This window comes from Saccharothrix sp. S26, assembly GCF_021390395.1.
GTDB lineage: Bacteria > Actinomycetota > Actinomycetes > Mycobacteriales > Pseudonocardiaceae > Actinosynnema.
On record NZ_JAJUWT010000002.1, the window covers coordinates 433,897 to 447,832 of the forward strand.

The 13,936-nt window shown below is 73.0% G+C and carries 12 protein-coding genes; 5 read left to right on the forward strand and 7 right to left on the reverse strand.

The features are described 5' to 3' along the window. Positions 1-8: 8 nt before the first annotated feature. Positions 9-599 (reverse strand): TetR/AcrR family transcriptional regulator, encoded by a 591-nt coding sequence (locus LZG04_RS04595; RefSeq protein WP_233813414.1) that lies wholly within the window; start codon positions 597-599, stop codon positions 9-11. A gap of 76 nt (positions 600-675) precedes the next feature. On the opposite strand from LZG04_RS04595, the gene LZG04_RS04600 reads away from it, so the two are divergent. Beyond that, the gene (locus LZG04_RS04600) at positions 676-1,854 is read left to right on the forward strand and encodes an NAD(P)/FAD-dependent oxidoreductase (RefSeq protein ID WP_233813416.1); all 1,179 of its coding nucleotides are present in this window, start codon (positions 676-678) and stop codon (positions 1,852-1,854) included. A gap of 59 nt (positions 1,855-1,913) precedes the next feature. Here the strand turns inward: LZG04_RS04600 and LZG04_RS04605 are convergent, their stop codons facing one another. From LZG04_RS04605 to LZG04_RS04615, 3 genes are read right to left on the reverse strand one after another with little or no spacing between them, the layout of a single operon-like run. Next, entirely contained in the window at positions 1,914-3,308 is a 1,395-nt protein-coding gene (locus LZG04_RS04605; protein ID WP_233813418.1) for a GntP family permease, read from the reverse strand. Further along, positions 3,305-4,894: an amidohydrolase family protein gene (locus LZG04_RS04610; RefSeq protein WP_233813420.1), complete on the reverse strand. Its 1,590-nt coding sequence runs from the start codon at positions 4,892-4,894 to the stop codon at positions 3,305-3,307. The genes LZG04_RS04605 and LZG04_RS04610 overlap by 4 nt, the downstream gene beginning before the upstream one ends. Before the next feature lie 13 nt (positions 4,895-4,907). Then, the gene (locus tag LZG04_RS04615) at positions 4,908-6,176 is read right to left on the reverse strand and encodes an amino acid deaminase (protein ID WP_374202787.1); all 1,269 of its coding nucleotides are present in this window, start codon (positions 6,174-6,176) and stop codon (positions 4,908-4,910) included. Positions 6,177-6,305: 129 nt separating this feature from the next. Between LZG04_RS04615 and LZG04_RS04620 the strand changes: the two genes are divergently transcribed. From LZG04_RS04620 to LZG04_RS04630, 3 genes are read left to right on the forward strand one after another with little or no spacing between them, the layout of a single operon-like run. Then, positions 6,306-7,274, forward strand: a complete 969-nt coding sequence (locus LZG04_RS04620) for a sugar kinase (RefSeq protein WP_233813424.1) — start codon at positions 6,306-6,308, stop codon at positions 7,272-7,274. Further along, positions 7,271-8,020 carry an IclR family transcriptional regulator gene (locus LZG04_RS04625; RefSeq protein ID WP_233813426.1) on the forward strand — a complete coding sequence of 250 codons (750 nt, stop codon included), beginning with the start codon at positions 7,271-7,273 and terminating at the stop codon, positions 8,018-8,020. Before LZG04_RS04620 ends, LZG04_RS04625 begins: the two co-directional genes overlap by 4 nt. A gap of 29 nt (positions 8,021-8,049) precedes the next feature. Further along, entirely contained in the window at positions 8,050-8,433 is a 384-nt protein-coding gene (locus LZG04_RS04630; RefSeq protein ID WP_233813428.1) for a RidA family protein, read from the forward strand. A 151-nt stretch (positions 8,434-8,584) separates the two neighbouring features. On the opposite strand, the gene LZG04_RS04635 is transcribed toward LZG04_RS04630, so the two are convergent. After that, complete coding sequence (locus LZG04_RS04635) at positions 8,585-10,876, reverse strand: NB-ARC domain-containing protein (protein WP_233813533.1); 2,292 nt, start codon at positions 10,874-10,876, stop codon at positions 8,585-8,587. Positions 10,877-10,984: 108 nt separating this feature from the next. Here LZG04_RS04635 and LZG04_RS04640 point away from each other — a divergent pair, with 108 nt between their 5' ends. After that, positions 10,985-11,581: a hypothetical protein gene (locus tag LZG04_RS04640; RefSeq protein WP_233813430.1), complete on the forward strand. Its 597-nt coding sequence runs from the start codon at positions 10,985-10,987 to the stop codon at positions 11,579-11,581. Between the two features lie 18 nt (positions 11,582-11,599). On the opposite strand, the gene LZG04_RS04645 is transcribed toward LZG04_RS04640, so the two are convergent. Both LZG04_RS04645 and LZG04_RS04650 read right to left on the reverse strand, forming a co-directional pair. After that, the gene (locus LZG04_RS04645; RefSeq protein ID WP_233813433.1) at positions 11,600-13,132 is read right to left on the reverse strand and encodes a S8 family serine peptidase; all 1,533 of its coding nucleotides are present in this window, start codon (positions 13,130-13,132) and stop codon (positions 11,600-11,602) included. A 206-nt stretch (positions 13,133-13,338) separates the two neighbouring features. Then, complete coding sequence (locus LZG04_RS04650) at positions 13,339-13,689, reverse strand: DUF1844 domain-containing protein (protein ID WP_053722440.1); 351 nt, start codon at positions 13,687-13,689, stop codon at positions 13,339-13,341. Between the last annotated feature and the right edge of the window lie 247 nt (positions 13,690-13,936).

Here is a 13,936-nt window from a genome sequence, read left to right on the forward strand (position 1 = left end):
TCCAGGGGCTAGGTGAAGTGCCGCACCAACCGGGCCAGTTGTTCGGCGTAGTGCTCGGCGAACTCGTCGGTGTCGGGATCCTGGCCGGTGATCCGGTGCGCCATCCGCGGCATGAAGAGGGTGGCGCTCGCTGCTGCGGTCAGGGCCAGGAGCAGGCACGCCGGGTCCAGGTCGGGTGGGATCTCGCCGGCTTCCTGCCGGGCCCGCAGTGCTTCGACCTGGGCCCGCAGGAAGTCCGCGTCACCCTCGTCCGGCATGTCGTCGCCGGACACGTTCTGCCACACCATCAGCCGCGCCCAGTCGCGCTGCTCCCGGGTGGACCGCACGAACCCGCGCACGACCTCGGCCAGCGGACCCTCGGTGAGCTGACCGCCCTGCTGCCGCCAGCGGCCCGACAGTTCGCGGTAGAGGCCCTCTTTGCCGCCGAAGTAGTACGAGATCAGTTGCTTGTTCACGCCCGCGCGGTCGGCGATGGCGCTCACCCGGGCCGCGGCGTAGCCCTTGGCGGCGAACTCGGCCGTCGCCGCTTCCAGGATGCGGGCCTTGGTGCGCTCGGGGTCGCGCTTGCGTTCGGTGGCGTCGGGGGAGCGGCGGGGCACGCGGTCAACCCTAGCCCGTCGACACGTATCACCCGCACGGTTGACTTAATCATCCGCACGGTTGATAGTGGTCGGCATGAGTCTTCACGTGGCGGTCGTAGGTGGCGGTGTGGGCGGGTTGTGCCTGGCCCAGGGGTTGGTCCGGAACGGGGTCAGTGTGTCGGTGCACGAGCGGGACGCGACGCCGACCGACCGGTTGCAGGGGTACCGGCTGCACATCAGCCCGGTCGGCGCGCGCGCCCTGCACGAGTGCCTGCCGCCGGAGCTGTGGGAGCGGTTCGTCGCCACCACGGGACGCGGCGGCAGCGGCTTCGGCTTCGTCGACGAGCGGCTGCGCCGGCTGCTCACCGTCGAGAACCCGGCCGACGTCCCCGCCCGCGCCCACCACTCGGTCAGCCGGATCACGCTGCGGGACATCCTGCTGACCGGCTTGGACGACGTGGTGGAGTTCGGCAGGCGGTTCACCCGCTACGAGCACGAGGACGGCCGCGTCACGGTCCACTTCGCCGACGGCACGAGCACCCGCTGCGACGTGCTGGTCGGCGCGGACGGCGCGAACTCGGCGGTGCGCGCCCAGTACCTGCCGCACGCGCGGCGCGTCGACACCGGCATCACAGCGATCGCGGGCAAGCTGCCGTTGACCCCGGCCACGCGCGCCTGGCTGCCGCCGGAACTGGTCGCGCACGCCCACTCGGTGGTCCCGCGCGCCGCCGCGGGGATGTTCCTCGCGCCCCACGAGCTGGCCGAGGACGGCTACCTGATGTGGGCCTACGCGGCGGACGGCCTGGTGACGCCGCCGGACCGGCCGCTGCGCGACGTGGTGGCCGACGCGATCGCCGGCTGGCACCCCGACCTGGTCCGGGTCGTGCGCGAGTCACCGCACGACTCGGTGTCGCACTGGCCGATCCGCACGTCCGTGCCGGTGGACCCGTGGCCGACGACGGCCGTGACGCTGCTCGGCGACGCGATCCACAGCATGACGCCGATGCGCGGGATCGGCGCGAACACCGCCCTGAGGGACGCCATGACGTTGTCGCGCAACCTGGTCGAGCGGGAGCCGTTGGACGCGATCGCGGACTACGAGCGGCGCATGCGGGAGTACGGGTTCGCCGCGGTGACGGCGTCGTTGCGCAGCGCCCGGCAGTTCGTGTCGGGCAACGCGGTCGGCCGGGTGGCGTTCAAGTCGGTGCTGCGGCTGTTCGAGGCCGTCCCGCCGCTCAAGCGCGCCGCGTTCCGCGACCACGGCGTCGACTGACCAAGGCGTAGACCGACCGGGCGGGTGCCCCGCGACCGAGGGGCACCCGCCTGCCCGCCCTACACCACCAGGCTGAGCAGCGCGGCCACGGCGAAGCCGACCACGGACAGGATGGTCTCCAGCACGGTCCACGTCTGGAGCGTTTCCTTGACCGACAGGCCGAAGTAGCGCGACACGATCCAGAACCCGCCGTCGTTGACGTGGGAGGCGATGATCGAGCCGGCGGCGATGGCCATGACGATCAGCGCGAGCTGCGGCTGCGAGTAGTGCAGGTCGGCCACGACGGGCACGACGATGCCGGTCGTGGTCACGATCGCGACGGTGGCCGAGCCCTGCGCGATGCGCATCCCGCAGCTGATCACGTACGACAGCGCGATCACCGGCAGCCCGACGTCGGCCAGGGACGTGGCCAGCACCTTGCCGACGCCGGTCGCGGAGAGCACCGCGCCGAAGAACCCGCCCGCGCCGACGACCAGCAGGATCATCGCCACCGGCCGCAGCGACGCGGCGGACAGCTCGGTGACCTGCTCGCGGGTCATGCCCCGGCGGAAACCCAGCAGCCAGAACGCCAGCAGCACCGCGATGGTCAACGCCACCGCGGGCGTGCCGAAGAACGTGAACACGCCGAGCACGGTGGAACCCTTGGGCAGCAGGATGCTGCCGAACGTGCCGGCCAGGATCAGCACCAGCGGCACCGCGATGATGCCCAGCACCAGCGACAGCGGCGGCTCGCCCTTGGTCTGCTCGCCGCGCATCTTCTCGGCCGCGGCCAGCATCTCCTCCGGCACGGGCACGTGCAGCCGCTTGCCGATCCACGCGGAGAACAGCACGCCGCCGATGAACCACGACGGCAGCGCCACGGCCAGCGCCATGATGATGATCCAGCCGAGCTCGACGCCGAGCATCCCGGCCGCCGCGACCGGGCCGGGGTGCGGCGGCATGAACGCGTGCATCACCGACAGGCCGGCCAACAGCGGCATCGCGTACAGCACGATCGACCGGCCGCTGCGCTTCGCGGCCACGTACACCAGGGGCGCGAGCACGAAGATGCCGATGTCGAAGAACACCGGCACGCCGAAGATCAACCCGGCCAGGCCCATGGCCAGCGGCGCGCGGTTCTCGCCGAACGCCCGCAGCAGCGACCGGGTGAGCACCTCCGCGCCGCCGGAGGCTTCCAGGATCGAGCCGAGCAGCGTGCCCAGGCCGATGATCGCGGCGACGTGGCCGAGGATGCTGCCGAAGCCCTTCTCCACCAGGGACTCCGACGCCTTCTGCGCCGAGCCGACCAGCGTCTCCACCGGCAGGCCCGCGGCCAGCGCCACGAGCAGGCCGACGACGAGCAGTGCGATGAACGGCTCGACCTTCCACCTGATGATCATCGCCAGGAGGAGGGCGATGCTGAGCGCGGACAGGGTCAGCAGACCTCCGGTGGTGTGCTGCAACCAGTCGATCACGTGCGGCTCCCGGGGTTTCGCAGGGCACGGCCGGGCAGGGCGTCGGTGCGCCGGCCGTCGTCGAGCACGGCGACGCCGTTGACCAGGACGTGGGTGATGCCCGCGGCGGCCTGCCGGGGCTGCTCGAAGGTCGCGGTGTCGGCGACCGCGTCGGGGTCGAAGAGGACGAGGTCGGCGGCGTGGCCCTCGCGCACGAGGCCGCGGTCGGCCAGCCGCAGCCGCCGCGCGGCCCGCCCGGTCAGGTGGGCGACGCACTCCTCCAGGCTCAGCACGCCCAGCTCGCGCACGTACCGGGCGAGGTAGCGGGGGAACGTGCCCCACGCGCGGGGGTGGGGCCGGTCGCCGACGAGCAGGCCGTCGCTGCCGCCGGTGTGGGCGGGGTGCCGCATGATCGCGCGGACGTTGTCCTCGTGGCCGACGTGCATGAGGCACGAGGTACCCAGTCGCTCGGACAGCAGAACGTCGAAGTACAGCTCGGCGGGCGGGCGCCCGGCGCGTCGCGCCGACTCGGCGACCGAGAGGCCGACCAGGTGGGCGTTGCGGGCGTCGCGCACGCCGTTGACCTCGATGGCGTCCCAGTCGACCGGCACGCCGTGGCAGCCGTCGGAGCCGGTCTGTTCGATCTCGACCCGGATCCGCTCGCGGGTGGCCGGGTCGGCGAGCCGGGCCAGCGTCGCCTCCGGGCCGCCCTCGCCCGCCCAGCTCGGCAGCAGCGCCGACAGGTAGGTCGCGCCGGGCAGGTACGGGTAGGTGTCGAGGGTGATGTCGGCGCCGTCGGCGACGGCCCGGTCGAGCAGGTCCAGCAGCTCGCCCGCCCGACCCCGGTTGATTTCGAAGTTCATCGTGGCGTGCGCGAGGTGCAGCGGGCAGCCGGAGTCGCGCGACACGCGCACCATCTCCGCGTACGCCTCCAGCGCGCCCGCGCCGTAGCTGCGGTGGTGCGGGCTGTAGAACCCGCCCAGCTCGCCGACCACCCGGCACAGCTCGGTCAGCTCGGCGGTGTCGGCGTACATGCCGGGGGTGTAGGTCAGGCCGGACGACATGCCCATCGCGCCCTCGCGCAACGACCGGGCCAGCAGGTCCCGCATCCGGTCCAGCTCGGCGTCGGTGGCGGGCCGGTCGTCGTAGCCGACGCACAGCATCCGCAGCGTGCCCTGCGGCACGAGGTAGGCGGCGTTGACCGCGATGCCCCGGTCGAGGCGGTCGAGGTACTCGCCGACCGAGCGCCAGTCCCAGTCGAAGCCGGGCGGGTCGTCGTTCCACCCGGCGAGCTGGGCGCGCAGCACGGCGAGCACATCGTCGTCCACGGGCGCGTAGGACAGCCCGTCCTGGCCCAGGACCTCGGTGGTGACGCCCTGGGACACCTTGGCCAGGTGGTCGGGGTTGGCGAGCACCTGGAGGTCGGAGTGGGAGTGCATGTCGATGAAGCCGGGCGCGAGGACGCGGCCGTCGGCCTCGACCACCCGGCGGCCGTCGACCCGGTCGCCGATCTCGGCGACGCGCCCGTCGCGCACGCCCACGTCGGCGCGGTAGGCGGGCGCGCCCGTGCCGTCCACGACCCGTGCGCCCCTGAAGACGATGTCCACGCCGCTGCCCCTCTCAGAAGTAGGTGCGGATCAGGTCGACCACGGTGGTGCCCTCGACCACCGGGATGAGCGGCCACTTGTCGAACACCGTGCAGGGGTGGGACAGGCCGAGGCCGACCCAGTCGCCGACCTCCACGTCGTCGCCGGACAGCCGCACGAACGCGTGCTGGTCGTTGAGCGCGGTGACCTCGGCGGCGAACGGCCGCTCCACGCCGTCACGGCCGCGCACGACCTGCGGCTCGGGCAGCCCTTCGTCGAACGACGCGTCACGCTTGCCCAGCGTCAGCAGCGCGAGGTCCGGCTGCGGCTTGGAGGTGACCTGCGCCCAGGCGCGCAGCGCGCTGCGGAACGGTTGCGCGCCGGGCGTGCGGCCCAACGGCGAGATGCCGCGGTAGAACCCGTCGTCGTGGGTGATGTACGCGCCGCTGCGCAGCACCGGCCGCACCGGGAACGGCCACGGTTCGGTCAGCGCCGCCGCCACCTGGTCGAAGTACGCGCTGCCGCCCGCGGTGACGATCGGCTCGTCCACGTCGAACAGCTCCCGCAGCCCGATCGCCAACTCCCTCAGGGAGGCCAGGTAGCCGTCCACGACGGACCGCGCTCCGGGTGAGGCGTCGTGCGCCAGCGCGCCCTCGTAACCGCCGACGCCGACCAGTCGCAGCGCGGGGCTCGCGGCCGCGGCACGGGCCACCTCCACCGCCGTGGCCCGGTCCCGCGCCCCGGTCCGCCCACCGTGCGCACCCAGCTCGACCAGCACGTCGACCGGCCGTTCGACCGCGCCCAGGGCCTCGGTCATCCGCGCCACGCCCGCGACGGAATCCACCCAACAGGTGAACTCGAACCCCTCGTCGGCGGCCAGTTCCCCCGCCAGCCACCGCAGCCCGGCCGGGTCCACGAGCTGGTTGGCCAGCAGCACCCGGCTCACCCCGAACGCCCGGTAGACCCGCAGTTGGCTGGTGTTGGCCGCGGTGATGCCCCACGCGCCGTGCGCCAACTGGCGGGCGAACAGCTGAGGGGCCATGGTCGTCTTGCCGTGCGGGGCCAGCAGCACGCCCCGGTCGGCGCACCAGCGGGCCATGGTGGCGAGGTTGTGCTCCAGCGCGGCGGCGTCCAGCACGACCAGCGGGCCGACGAACCCGTCGGCGAACAGGTCGAGCCGTCGGCCGGCCACGTCGCCGATCGTCGCGCCGAACACGTCGGACGGCAGGCCCTTGAACCGCCAGTCGACCCGCTCGTCGCGGATGGCGGCCACAGCGTCGAGGTCCACGTTCTCGCTCCTCACGTTGCATATAACGCAACGGCTATTGCGCGATGTGATGCTGGAGTGTGTAACATTCGGTGGCCCAGCCGTCAATCAGCCCACCCCGGCGCACCCCGTCCACCGAGCGACACCGTCGAGCGAGGAGTCCCGATGCGGTTCGACCTGCCGGGTGACGTGGTGTGCCTCGGCGAGACCATGGCCGTGCTCGTGCCCGCCGAACCCGGCCCGGTGCGCGCGGCCCGTACGTGGACCAGGGCGATCGGCGGCGCCGAGTCCAACGTGGCCATCCACCTCGCCCGGCTCGGCGTGCGCAGCCGCTGGGTGAGCGCGGTGGGCGACGACGCGTTCGGCGGCGCGATCCTCGACGCGGTCGGCGGCGCGGGCGTGGACGTCACCGGCGTGCGCGTCGACCCCGACCGGCCCACCGGCCTCTACGTCAAGGAAGCCGACGCCGCCGGCAGCCCCGTGCGCTACTACCGGCGCGGCTCGGCGGCGTCCGCGATGGGCCCCGACGCGCTGGACCGGCTGCGTTGGGACGACGTGGCCCTCCTGCACGTCAGCGGCATCACGGCCGCGCTGTCGGACAGCTGCCTCGACCTGCTGCGCGCCGTGCTGCGCCGACCCCGCACCACCCCCGTGTCGTTCGACCTCAACTGGCGGCCCGCGCTGTGGCGCGACCGCGACCCGTCCGTGCTGCGCGACCTCGCCGACGCCGCCGACGTCGTGCTCGCCGGCTCCGACGAGGCCCACGCCGTGTGGGGCGTCGGCGACCCGGCCGACCTGCGGGCCCTGCTGCCCGGCCCCACCACGCTCGTGGTCAAGCACGGCGCACGCGGCGCGACCGTGGTCGAAGACGGCCGGACGACGTTCCAGCCGGGACTGCGCGTGGACGTGGTGGAACCCGTCGGCGCGGGCGACGCGTTCGCCGCCGGCTACCTCGCCGCCCACCTCGCCCGGCAGCCACCGGCGCGCCGGCTGCGCGCCGGGCACCTCCAAGCCGCCTCCGCGCTGCTCACCAGGGAGGATGTCGGCGAACCGCTGCCGCCCGCGGTGACCGCGCCACTGCTGGACGCCGACTCCCGCACGTGGGCCGCCGCACACCTGAGGAGACGTCGATGAGCCAAAGCCTGGACCGGGCGCTGACCCTGGTGGGTGAACTGGCCACCGGGCCGAAGACGCTGGAGGAGCTGTCCGGCGTCATCGAGGTGCACAAGTCGACCACCATGAGGCTGCTGCGCACCCTGGAGTCCCACCGGTTCGTGCAACGCGAGGGCGTGCACCACTACCGGCTCGGCACCGCGCTGTTCGACCTGGCCAACCGGGCCCTGGAAGAACGCGACGTGCGGCGCAGCGCCGAGACCGCCCTGCGCGACCTCAACGCCCGCACCGGCTACACCGTCCACCTCGCGTCCTACGAGGACGGCGAGGTCATCTACATCGACAAGTACGACAGCACCCACCCCATGCGGATGTACTCGCGCATCGGCAGACGCGCCCCGCTGCACTGCACCGCCGTGGCCAAGGTGCTGCTGTCCGACCTGCCCGAACCACGCCGCCGCGAGGTCGCCAAGACCATCGACTACGTGCCGCTCACCGCGAACACCATCACCACCCCCGAGGCGTACCTGGCCGAGCTCGACCGCGTCCGTTCCGCCGGGTACGCCGTCGACAACGCCGAGCACGAGGACTTCATCCACTGCATCGCCGCACCCATCCGCGGGGCGCGCGGCGAGACCGTCGCCGCCGTGTCGATGTCCGTGCCCAAGGTCCTGCTCGACTACGACGGCCTGCTCGGCCACCTGCCCGACCTGCTCGCCACCGCGCGGGCCGCCTCCGTCGAGTGCGGCTGGACGCCGCGCGACTGAAGAACCACCAGAGAGGAAACGCACACCCCATGGCGAAGACCGAGATCAGGACCGCCGACGCGCCCACCCCCGTGGCCGCGTTCTCCCAGGGCGTCCGCAAGGGCCCCGTGCTCCAGGTGGCGGGCCAGGTCGCGTTCGACCCGGCCACCGGCGACATCGTCGGCGACACCGTGGCCGAGCAGACCCGGCAGGCGATGCGCAACGTCATCGCCGTGCTCGCGGCGGGCGGCGCGTCCCTCGCCGACGTCGTGATGCTGCGCGTCTACCTCACCGACACCGCCCACTTCGCCGAGATGAACGCCGCCTACGGCGAGTTCGTCACCGAGACCCCGTTCCCCGCCCGCACCACCGTCTACGTCGGCCTGCCCGACAAGCTGCTGGTCGAGATCGACGCCCTCGCCGTCGTCGACTGACCGCCGCACACCCGACCGGCAGGACCACGAACGGGCGACGCGCGTACTTCTGCCGGTTGTTCTGCGTGGTGTCGGGCGCGCGCGGGCGATTGACTGGGACCACCCCCGAAAGCAGCACGTAGGGAAGGACCCGGCGATGGCTAGGAACGCATCACCGATCGGCTGACTCCACGGCCGCGGCCCGGTCGCGGGACACCCCAGCCTCGACCGGGTCGCCCAGGGCCTCGTGGACCTCGGCCAACGCGCCCAGCACCACCGCCAGCCGGGGGTGCCGGTGCTCCTCGGCCACCGCCGCCGCCCGCACCAGCTCCGCCCGCGCCGCCACCGGATCACCCAGCCGGTGCAACGCCAACCCCCGCAGGTACAGCGCGTCGCACAGGCTCGACGGCGCCGTCGTCACCCGCAACAGCTCCAACGCCTCGTCCGCCGCCGACAGCACCTCCGGCCACCGCGCCAACCGGCCCAGGCTGTCCGCCGTGCGCACCAGCAACGTCGCCGACATCTCGGTCGCCATCACCGGCGCCAGCTCCAACCTCCCCGACCGCACGTTCGCCAGCAGCTCCCGGTGCACCCGCACCGCGTCCTCGTACCGTGCCAACCCGTCCAGCACCAGCGCCAGGCACGACAACGAGATCTGCTCACCCAACGGGTACCCGGCCCGCCGGAACAGCTCCTGCGCCCGCCGCGCGCTGACCTGCGCCTCCTCCAACCGCCCCGTCCGCAACTCCGACACCGACCGGTAGTGCAGCGCCCAACCCTGCTCCGTCACGTCACCCGCGGCCACCGACGCCCGCCACGCCTGCTCGTGCAACGCCAACGCCTCCGCGTACCGGCGCATCAACACCGACAACGTCCACGTCAGGAAGTTCAGCTGCACGGCCTCGTCGCGCACGCTGCCCAACGCCCGCGCCGCCGCCACCCCCGCGGTGAACACCTCCACCCACGTCTCGGCCCGCCCCCGCTGGTCGGAGTACCAGTGCATCGCCGTCGCCAGCCGCAACACCTCCGCCTGCGACCCGTCGGCGGCCGCCCACCGCATCGCGCCCAACCAGTTCCCGGCCTCCGCGGTCAGCCACGCGTCCGCGTCCTCCTGGCTGCTCAACGGCCCCGACGGCGTGCTGCGCGCGTCCGGCCCGAAGAACCCGGCCGCCGCCACCGCCGTGCCCAACAACCAGTCCACCACCCGCCGCCGCGCCTGCCCCACCACCGGCGCGGGCTCCTCGTCGGCCAACCGCTCACCGGCGAACACCCGGATCAGGTCGTGGAACACGTACCGGCCGGGCACCTCCGCGGTGTCCAGCAGGCTCATGTCCACCAGCTCCTCCAACGTGTCCTCGGCCGCGAACCGGTCGGTGTCGGCCAGCACCGCGGCCACGTCCGGCCCGAAATCCGCCCCCGGCACCAGCGACAACCGCCGGAACAACACCGCCGCCTTCGCACCCAGCTGCCGGTACGACATCTCGAACGCCGTGCGCACCCGCAGGTCACCCGCCGTCAACGCGGACAACCGCCGCCGTTCGTCCACCAGCTGCCCGGCCAGGTGCCCGATCGTCCACTTCGGACGGCTCGCCAACCGGTTGCCCGCGATCCGCAACGCCAGCGGCAGGTGCCCGCACAGCTTCGCCACCCGCGCCGCCGCCACCGGCTCCGCGCCCACCCGCGCCCGCCCCGCGATCGCGCCCAGCAGCTCGAACGACTCACCCGGGTCCAGCACGTCCAACCCCAACCGCAGGCCCGCCTCCAACCCGCCCAGCACCAACCGCGACGTCACCACCACCAACGATCCCGACCCCGTCGCCAACAACGGCCGCACCTGCGCCTCGTCCGACGCGTTGTCCAGCACCAACAACGTCGACCGCGCGCGCAACAGCGCCCGGTACAGGTCCGAGCGCTCCGCCTCGCCCGCCGGGATCTCCTTCTCCGGCACCCCCAACGCCGACAACATCCGGTGCACCACCTCCGACGGGTGCACCGGCCGCACGTCCATCCCGCGCAGGTTGAAGAAGAAGCACCCGTCCGCGAAACGAGACGCCAACCGGTACGCCGCCCGCACCGCCAACGCCGTCTTCCCCGCACCCGGCGGACCGTGCACCACCACCAACGACGTCGTCCGCGTCCGCTCCGCCACCGCCTCCAACGCGGCCAGCTCACCCTCGCGACCGGTCAGGTCGGCCACGTCCGGCGGCAACGCCGACGGCGTCGCGGGCGACGGAACCCGCCGCGCCCGACCCTGCTTGGCCGCGTCCAACAACTCGCGGATCTCCTGCTCCGCCAACGACAGCACACCCGCCAGCGCCTCCACCGTGCGCCGCTGGGGCCCCTTCGCGCGACCGCGCTCCATGTCGCTGATCGCCCGCACGCTGACCCCGGAACCCTCCGCCAGCTCCTCCTGCGTCAACCGGACCCGCAACCGGTGCGCGCGGAGCAGCTCACCGAACGTCATCCCCACGCTTCGACAGTAGTGCCACCCGAGGCGAGGACGGCTCACGCGCGCGACGCGACGACCGTCACGTCGGCCACCGGTAACGTCGAGGTGGTAAGACCACACCTCATGAAGTGGTACGCGGATCGACCGCCCCGGCTGGTGTGGCAAGTCCTCGCCGACCTGCTCGCCGTCGCCTGGACGTGGACCTGGGTGAAGGTCGCCACGGCGGTGGGCGACGCGGTCCGCGCCCTGCGCGCACCCGGCGACGGCCTGTCCCACGCCGGGCAGAGCCTCACCGACACCTTCGGCGACGCCGCCGCCAGGGCCCGCGACGTGCCGCTGGTCGGCGGGAAGCTCGCCGACGCGCTGGAACGCGGCCGGTCCGCGGGCGGCACCCTGACCGACGCCGGGCAGGCCCAGGTCCAGGCGGTCGAGACCACCGCGCTGTGGCTCACCATCGCGCTGATCGCCGTGCCGCTGGCGTTCCTGCTGATCACGTGGCTGCCGCTGCGGCTGCGGTTCGCCCGCCGCGCCGGCGTGGCCCGGCGGCTGCGCGACCAGGGCCGCCTCGACCTGCTCGCGCTGCACGCGCTGAACACGCTGTCCCTGCACGACCTCGCGACCTTCCCCGGCGACCCCGTGGAGGGCTGGCGGCGCCAGGACCCGGAGATCATCAGGGCGTTGGCCGCCCGCAGGCTGCGGTCCAGCGGCGTCCGGCCCTGACCTCGCCGCGACCGGCCGTCACGCCAGGCGGTGCCAGAAGACCTGGCCGCTCGGGCCGTAGAGCACCAGGTTCGAGTCGTTCTGCACGATCAGCCGGTCAGCCGCCGTGCCCCACGTGTTCGTGTGCCACTTCGCCACACCGGCGGCCGTGTAGACCACCAGGTTGCCGTCCTGCTGGAGGATGGCGTAGGTCGCACCGGTGCCCCAGGTGTTCGTGTGCCACAGCGCCTGACCCGCCGCCGTGTACAGCACCAGGTTGCCGTCACCCTGCATGACCAGCGTGAACCGGCCGTCCTGCGACACCTTGCTCTGCCCCGCTTGCAGGCTCTCGCCCCGCACCAGCGTGTCCGCACCCGGCTGCGGCGGCGGACCGGCGTTGGTGAACAGCAGCGCGTTCGGCGAACCCGAACCCGGGTTGCCCACCTTGTTCGGCGTCGCCGCCGACACCAGCGCGTCGCGCACCTGCTGCGGCGACGCGCCCGGGCTGCCCGCCAGCACCAGCGCCGCGGCGCCCGCCACGTGCGGCGACGCCATCGACGTCCCGCTGATCGAGTTCGTGGCGGTGTCGCCGGTGTTCCACGCCGACGTGATGCCCACACCGGGCGCGAACACGTCCGTGCACGTGCCCCAGTTCGAGAACGACGCCCGGCCGTCACCGCTGTCGGTCGCGTTGACCGTGATCGCCTCCGCCACCCGGGCGGGGGAGAAGCCGCACGCGTCGGCGTTGGAGTTGCCCGACGCGACGGCGTACGTGACGCCCGACCCGATCGACCGGCGCACCGCCGCGTCCAGCGCGTCGTTCGCGCCGCCGCCGAGGCTCATGTTCGCCACCGCCGGCTTCTGCGCGTTCGCCGTGACCCAGTCCACGCCGGCCACGACGCCCGCGATCGTGCCCGAGCCCGAGCACGACAGCACCTTCACCGCGTGCAGCCGGACGCCCTTCGCCACGCCGTGCGCCGCGCCACCGACCGTGCCGGCCACGTGCGTGCCGTGACCGTTGCAGTCGGTGTTGTTGCCGTCACCGGTGGTGTTGGCGTCGAAGCTGGCCCGACCGCCGAAGTCCGCGTGCGTGGTCCGGATGCCGGTGTCGATGATGTAGGCGTGCACGTTGCCCGCCGTGGTCGCGTAGCCGTACCGGGCGTTCAGCGGCAGGTCCCGCTGGTCGACGCGGTCCAGGCCCCACGACGGCGGGTTCACCTGGTCGGCCAGCGCCTGGACCCGCTGGTCCTGGCTCACGAACGCCACCGCCGGGTCGGCCGCCAACCGCTTGGCCGCCCGCTCGGACATCGTCGCGGCGAAACCGTGCAACGCAGCCCGGTAGCGGTGCGTGACGCGGGCGTCGACCTTCGCGGCGACGGCGTCCGCACCGACGCCGTCCTTCAGCACCACGATATAACTGTCCGTGATGGCCGTGGGGCTGCCGGCGTCACGGATCACCCCCTCCGGAGCGGCCTGGGCGGGTGCCACGGCCAACGCCGCCGCCACCACCGCCGCCACGCCGACACCGACCGTTCGGCTTGATCTGATCCAGGGCGCGCGGAACTCTCCCATGTCGGGTTCTCCTCGTGCAGGGTCGAAGGACCAGGGAGTTCGCGCGAACACCTCCGACCCTGGCACGCCCGCGAGCCGAACGCCCCCACCCCTCGCCCCGACCCTTCGGACCCCCGCTTCCCCCCGCGCGTGTCCTACGCCCAGAACGCGAGAGTCCTACGTTCAGAACGCGAGAGTCCTACGTTCAGGACCCCCGAGTTCAACGCTCAGTACACGGGGCCGGTGTACTTCTCGCCCGGCCCCTGGCCCGGCTCGTCCGGGTACGCCGACGCCTCGCGGAACGCCCGTTGCACCGACTGCAACCCCTCGCGCAGCGGCCCGGCGTGCGGGCCCAGGTACTCGGCCGACGCGGTGACCAGGCCGGCCAGCGCGGTGATCAGGCGGCGCGCCTCGTCGAGGTCGCGGCGGGGGCTGTGCTCGGGGTCCTCGTCGGCCAGGCCCAAGCGTTCGGCGGCAGACGAGAGCAGCATGATCGCCGCCTTGCTGATCACCTCGACGCTGGGAACATCGGACAGGTCGCGGACGTTGTTCGAAGGCAGGTCGGTCACGGGAGCCATTCTCGCAACCACACCGGACCGGTCGCCGATTCGGGGGTTGACAAGGCCGTCTGCTACTATTCTCCGCGCGACCAGTCCCCGCACCAGTGGGGACGGCAAGTGGAGCCCCGCTCCCACCCGAGTCTGCCGCTTCGAGCAGGTGGCCGGGTCCGGTCCCTCGAGGGGTGGACTGCGCCCTTCGTTGTGCGATCGGTCGGAAGCGGGCCTCACACCGGGCAGGTGTGGGGCCTCTTGTCTTTGGCGCACA

Excerpts from the sequence above, each read along its gene's own strand:
- LZG04_RS04620 (WP_233813424.1), top strand. The coding sequence starts at position 6,306 with ATGCGGTTCGACCTGCCGGGTGACGTGGTGTGCCTCGGCGAGACCATG.
- LZG04_RS04645 (WP_233813433.1), bottom strand. The coding sequence starts at position 13,132 with ATGGGAGAGTTCCGCGCGCCCTGGATCAGATCAAGCCGAACGGTCGGT.
- LZG04_RS04640 (WP_233813430.1), top strand. The coding sequence starts at position 10,985 with ATGAAGTGGTACGCGGATCGACCGCCCCGGCTGGTGTGGCAAGTCCTC.
- LZG04_RS04635 (WP_233813533.1), bottom strand. The coding sequence starts at position 10,876 with ATGACGTTCGGTGAGCTGCTCCGCGCGCACCGGTTGCGGGTCCGGTTG.
- LZG04_RS04625 (WP_233813426.1), top strand. The coding sequence starts at position 7,271 with ATGAGCCAAAGCCTGGACCGGGCGCTGACCCTGGTGGGTGAACTGGCC.
- LZG04_RS04600 (WP_233813416.1), top strand. The coding sequence starts at position 676 with ATGAGTCTTCACGTGGCGGTCGTAGGTGGCGGTGTGGGCGGGTTGTGC.
- LZG04_RS04650 (WP_053722440.1), bottom strand. The coding sequence starts at position 13,689 with ATGGCTCCCGTGACCGACCTGCCTTCGAACAACGTCCGCGACCTGTCC.
- LZG04_RS04630 (WP_233813428.1), top strand. The coding sequence starts at position 8,050 with ATGGCGAAGACCGAGATCAGGACCGCCGACGCGCCCACCCCCGTGGCC.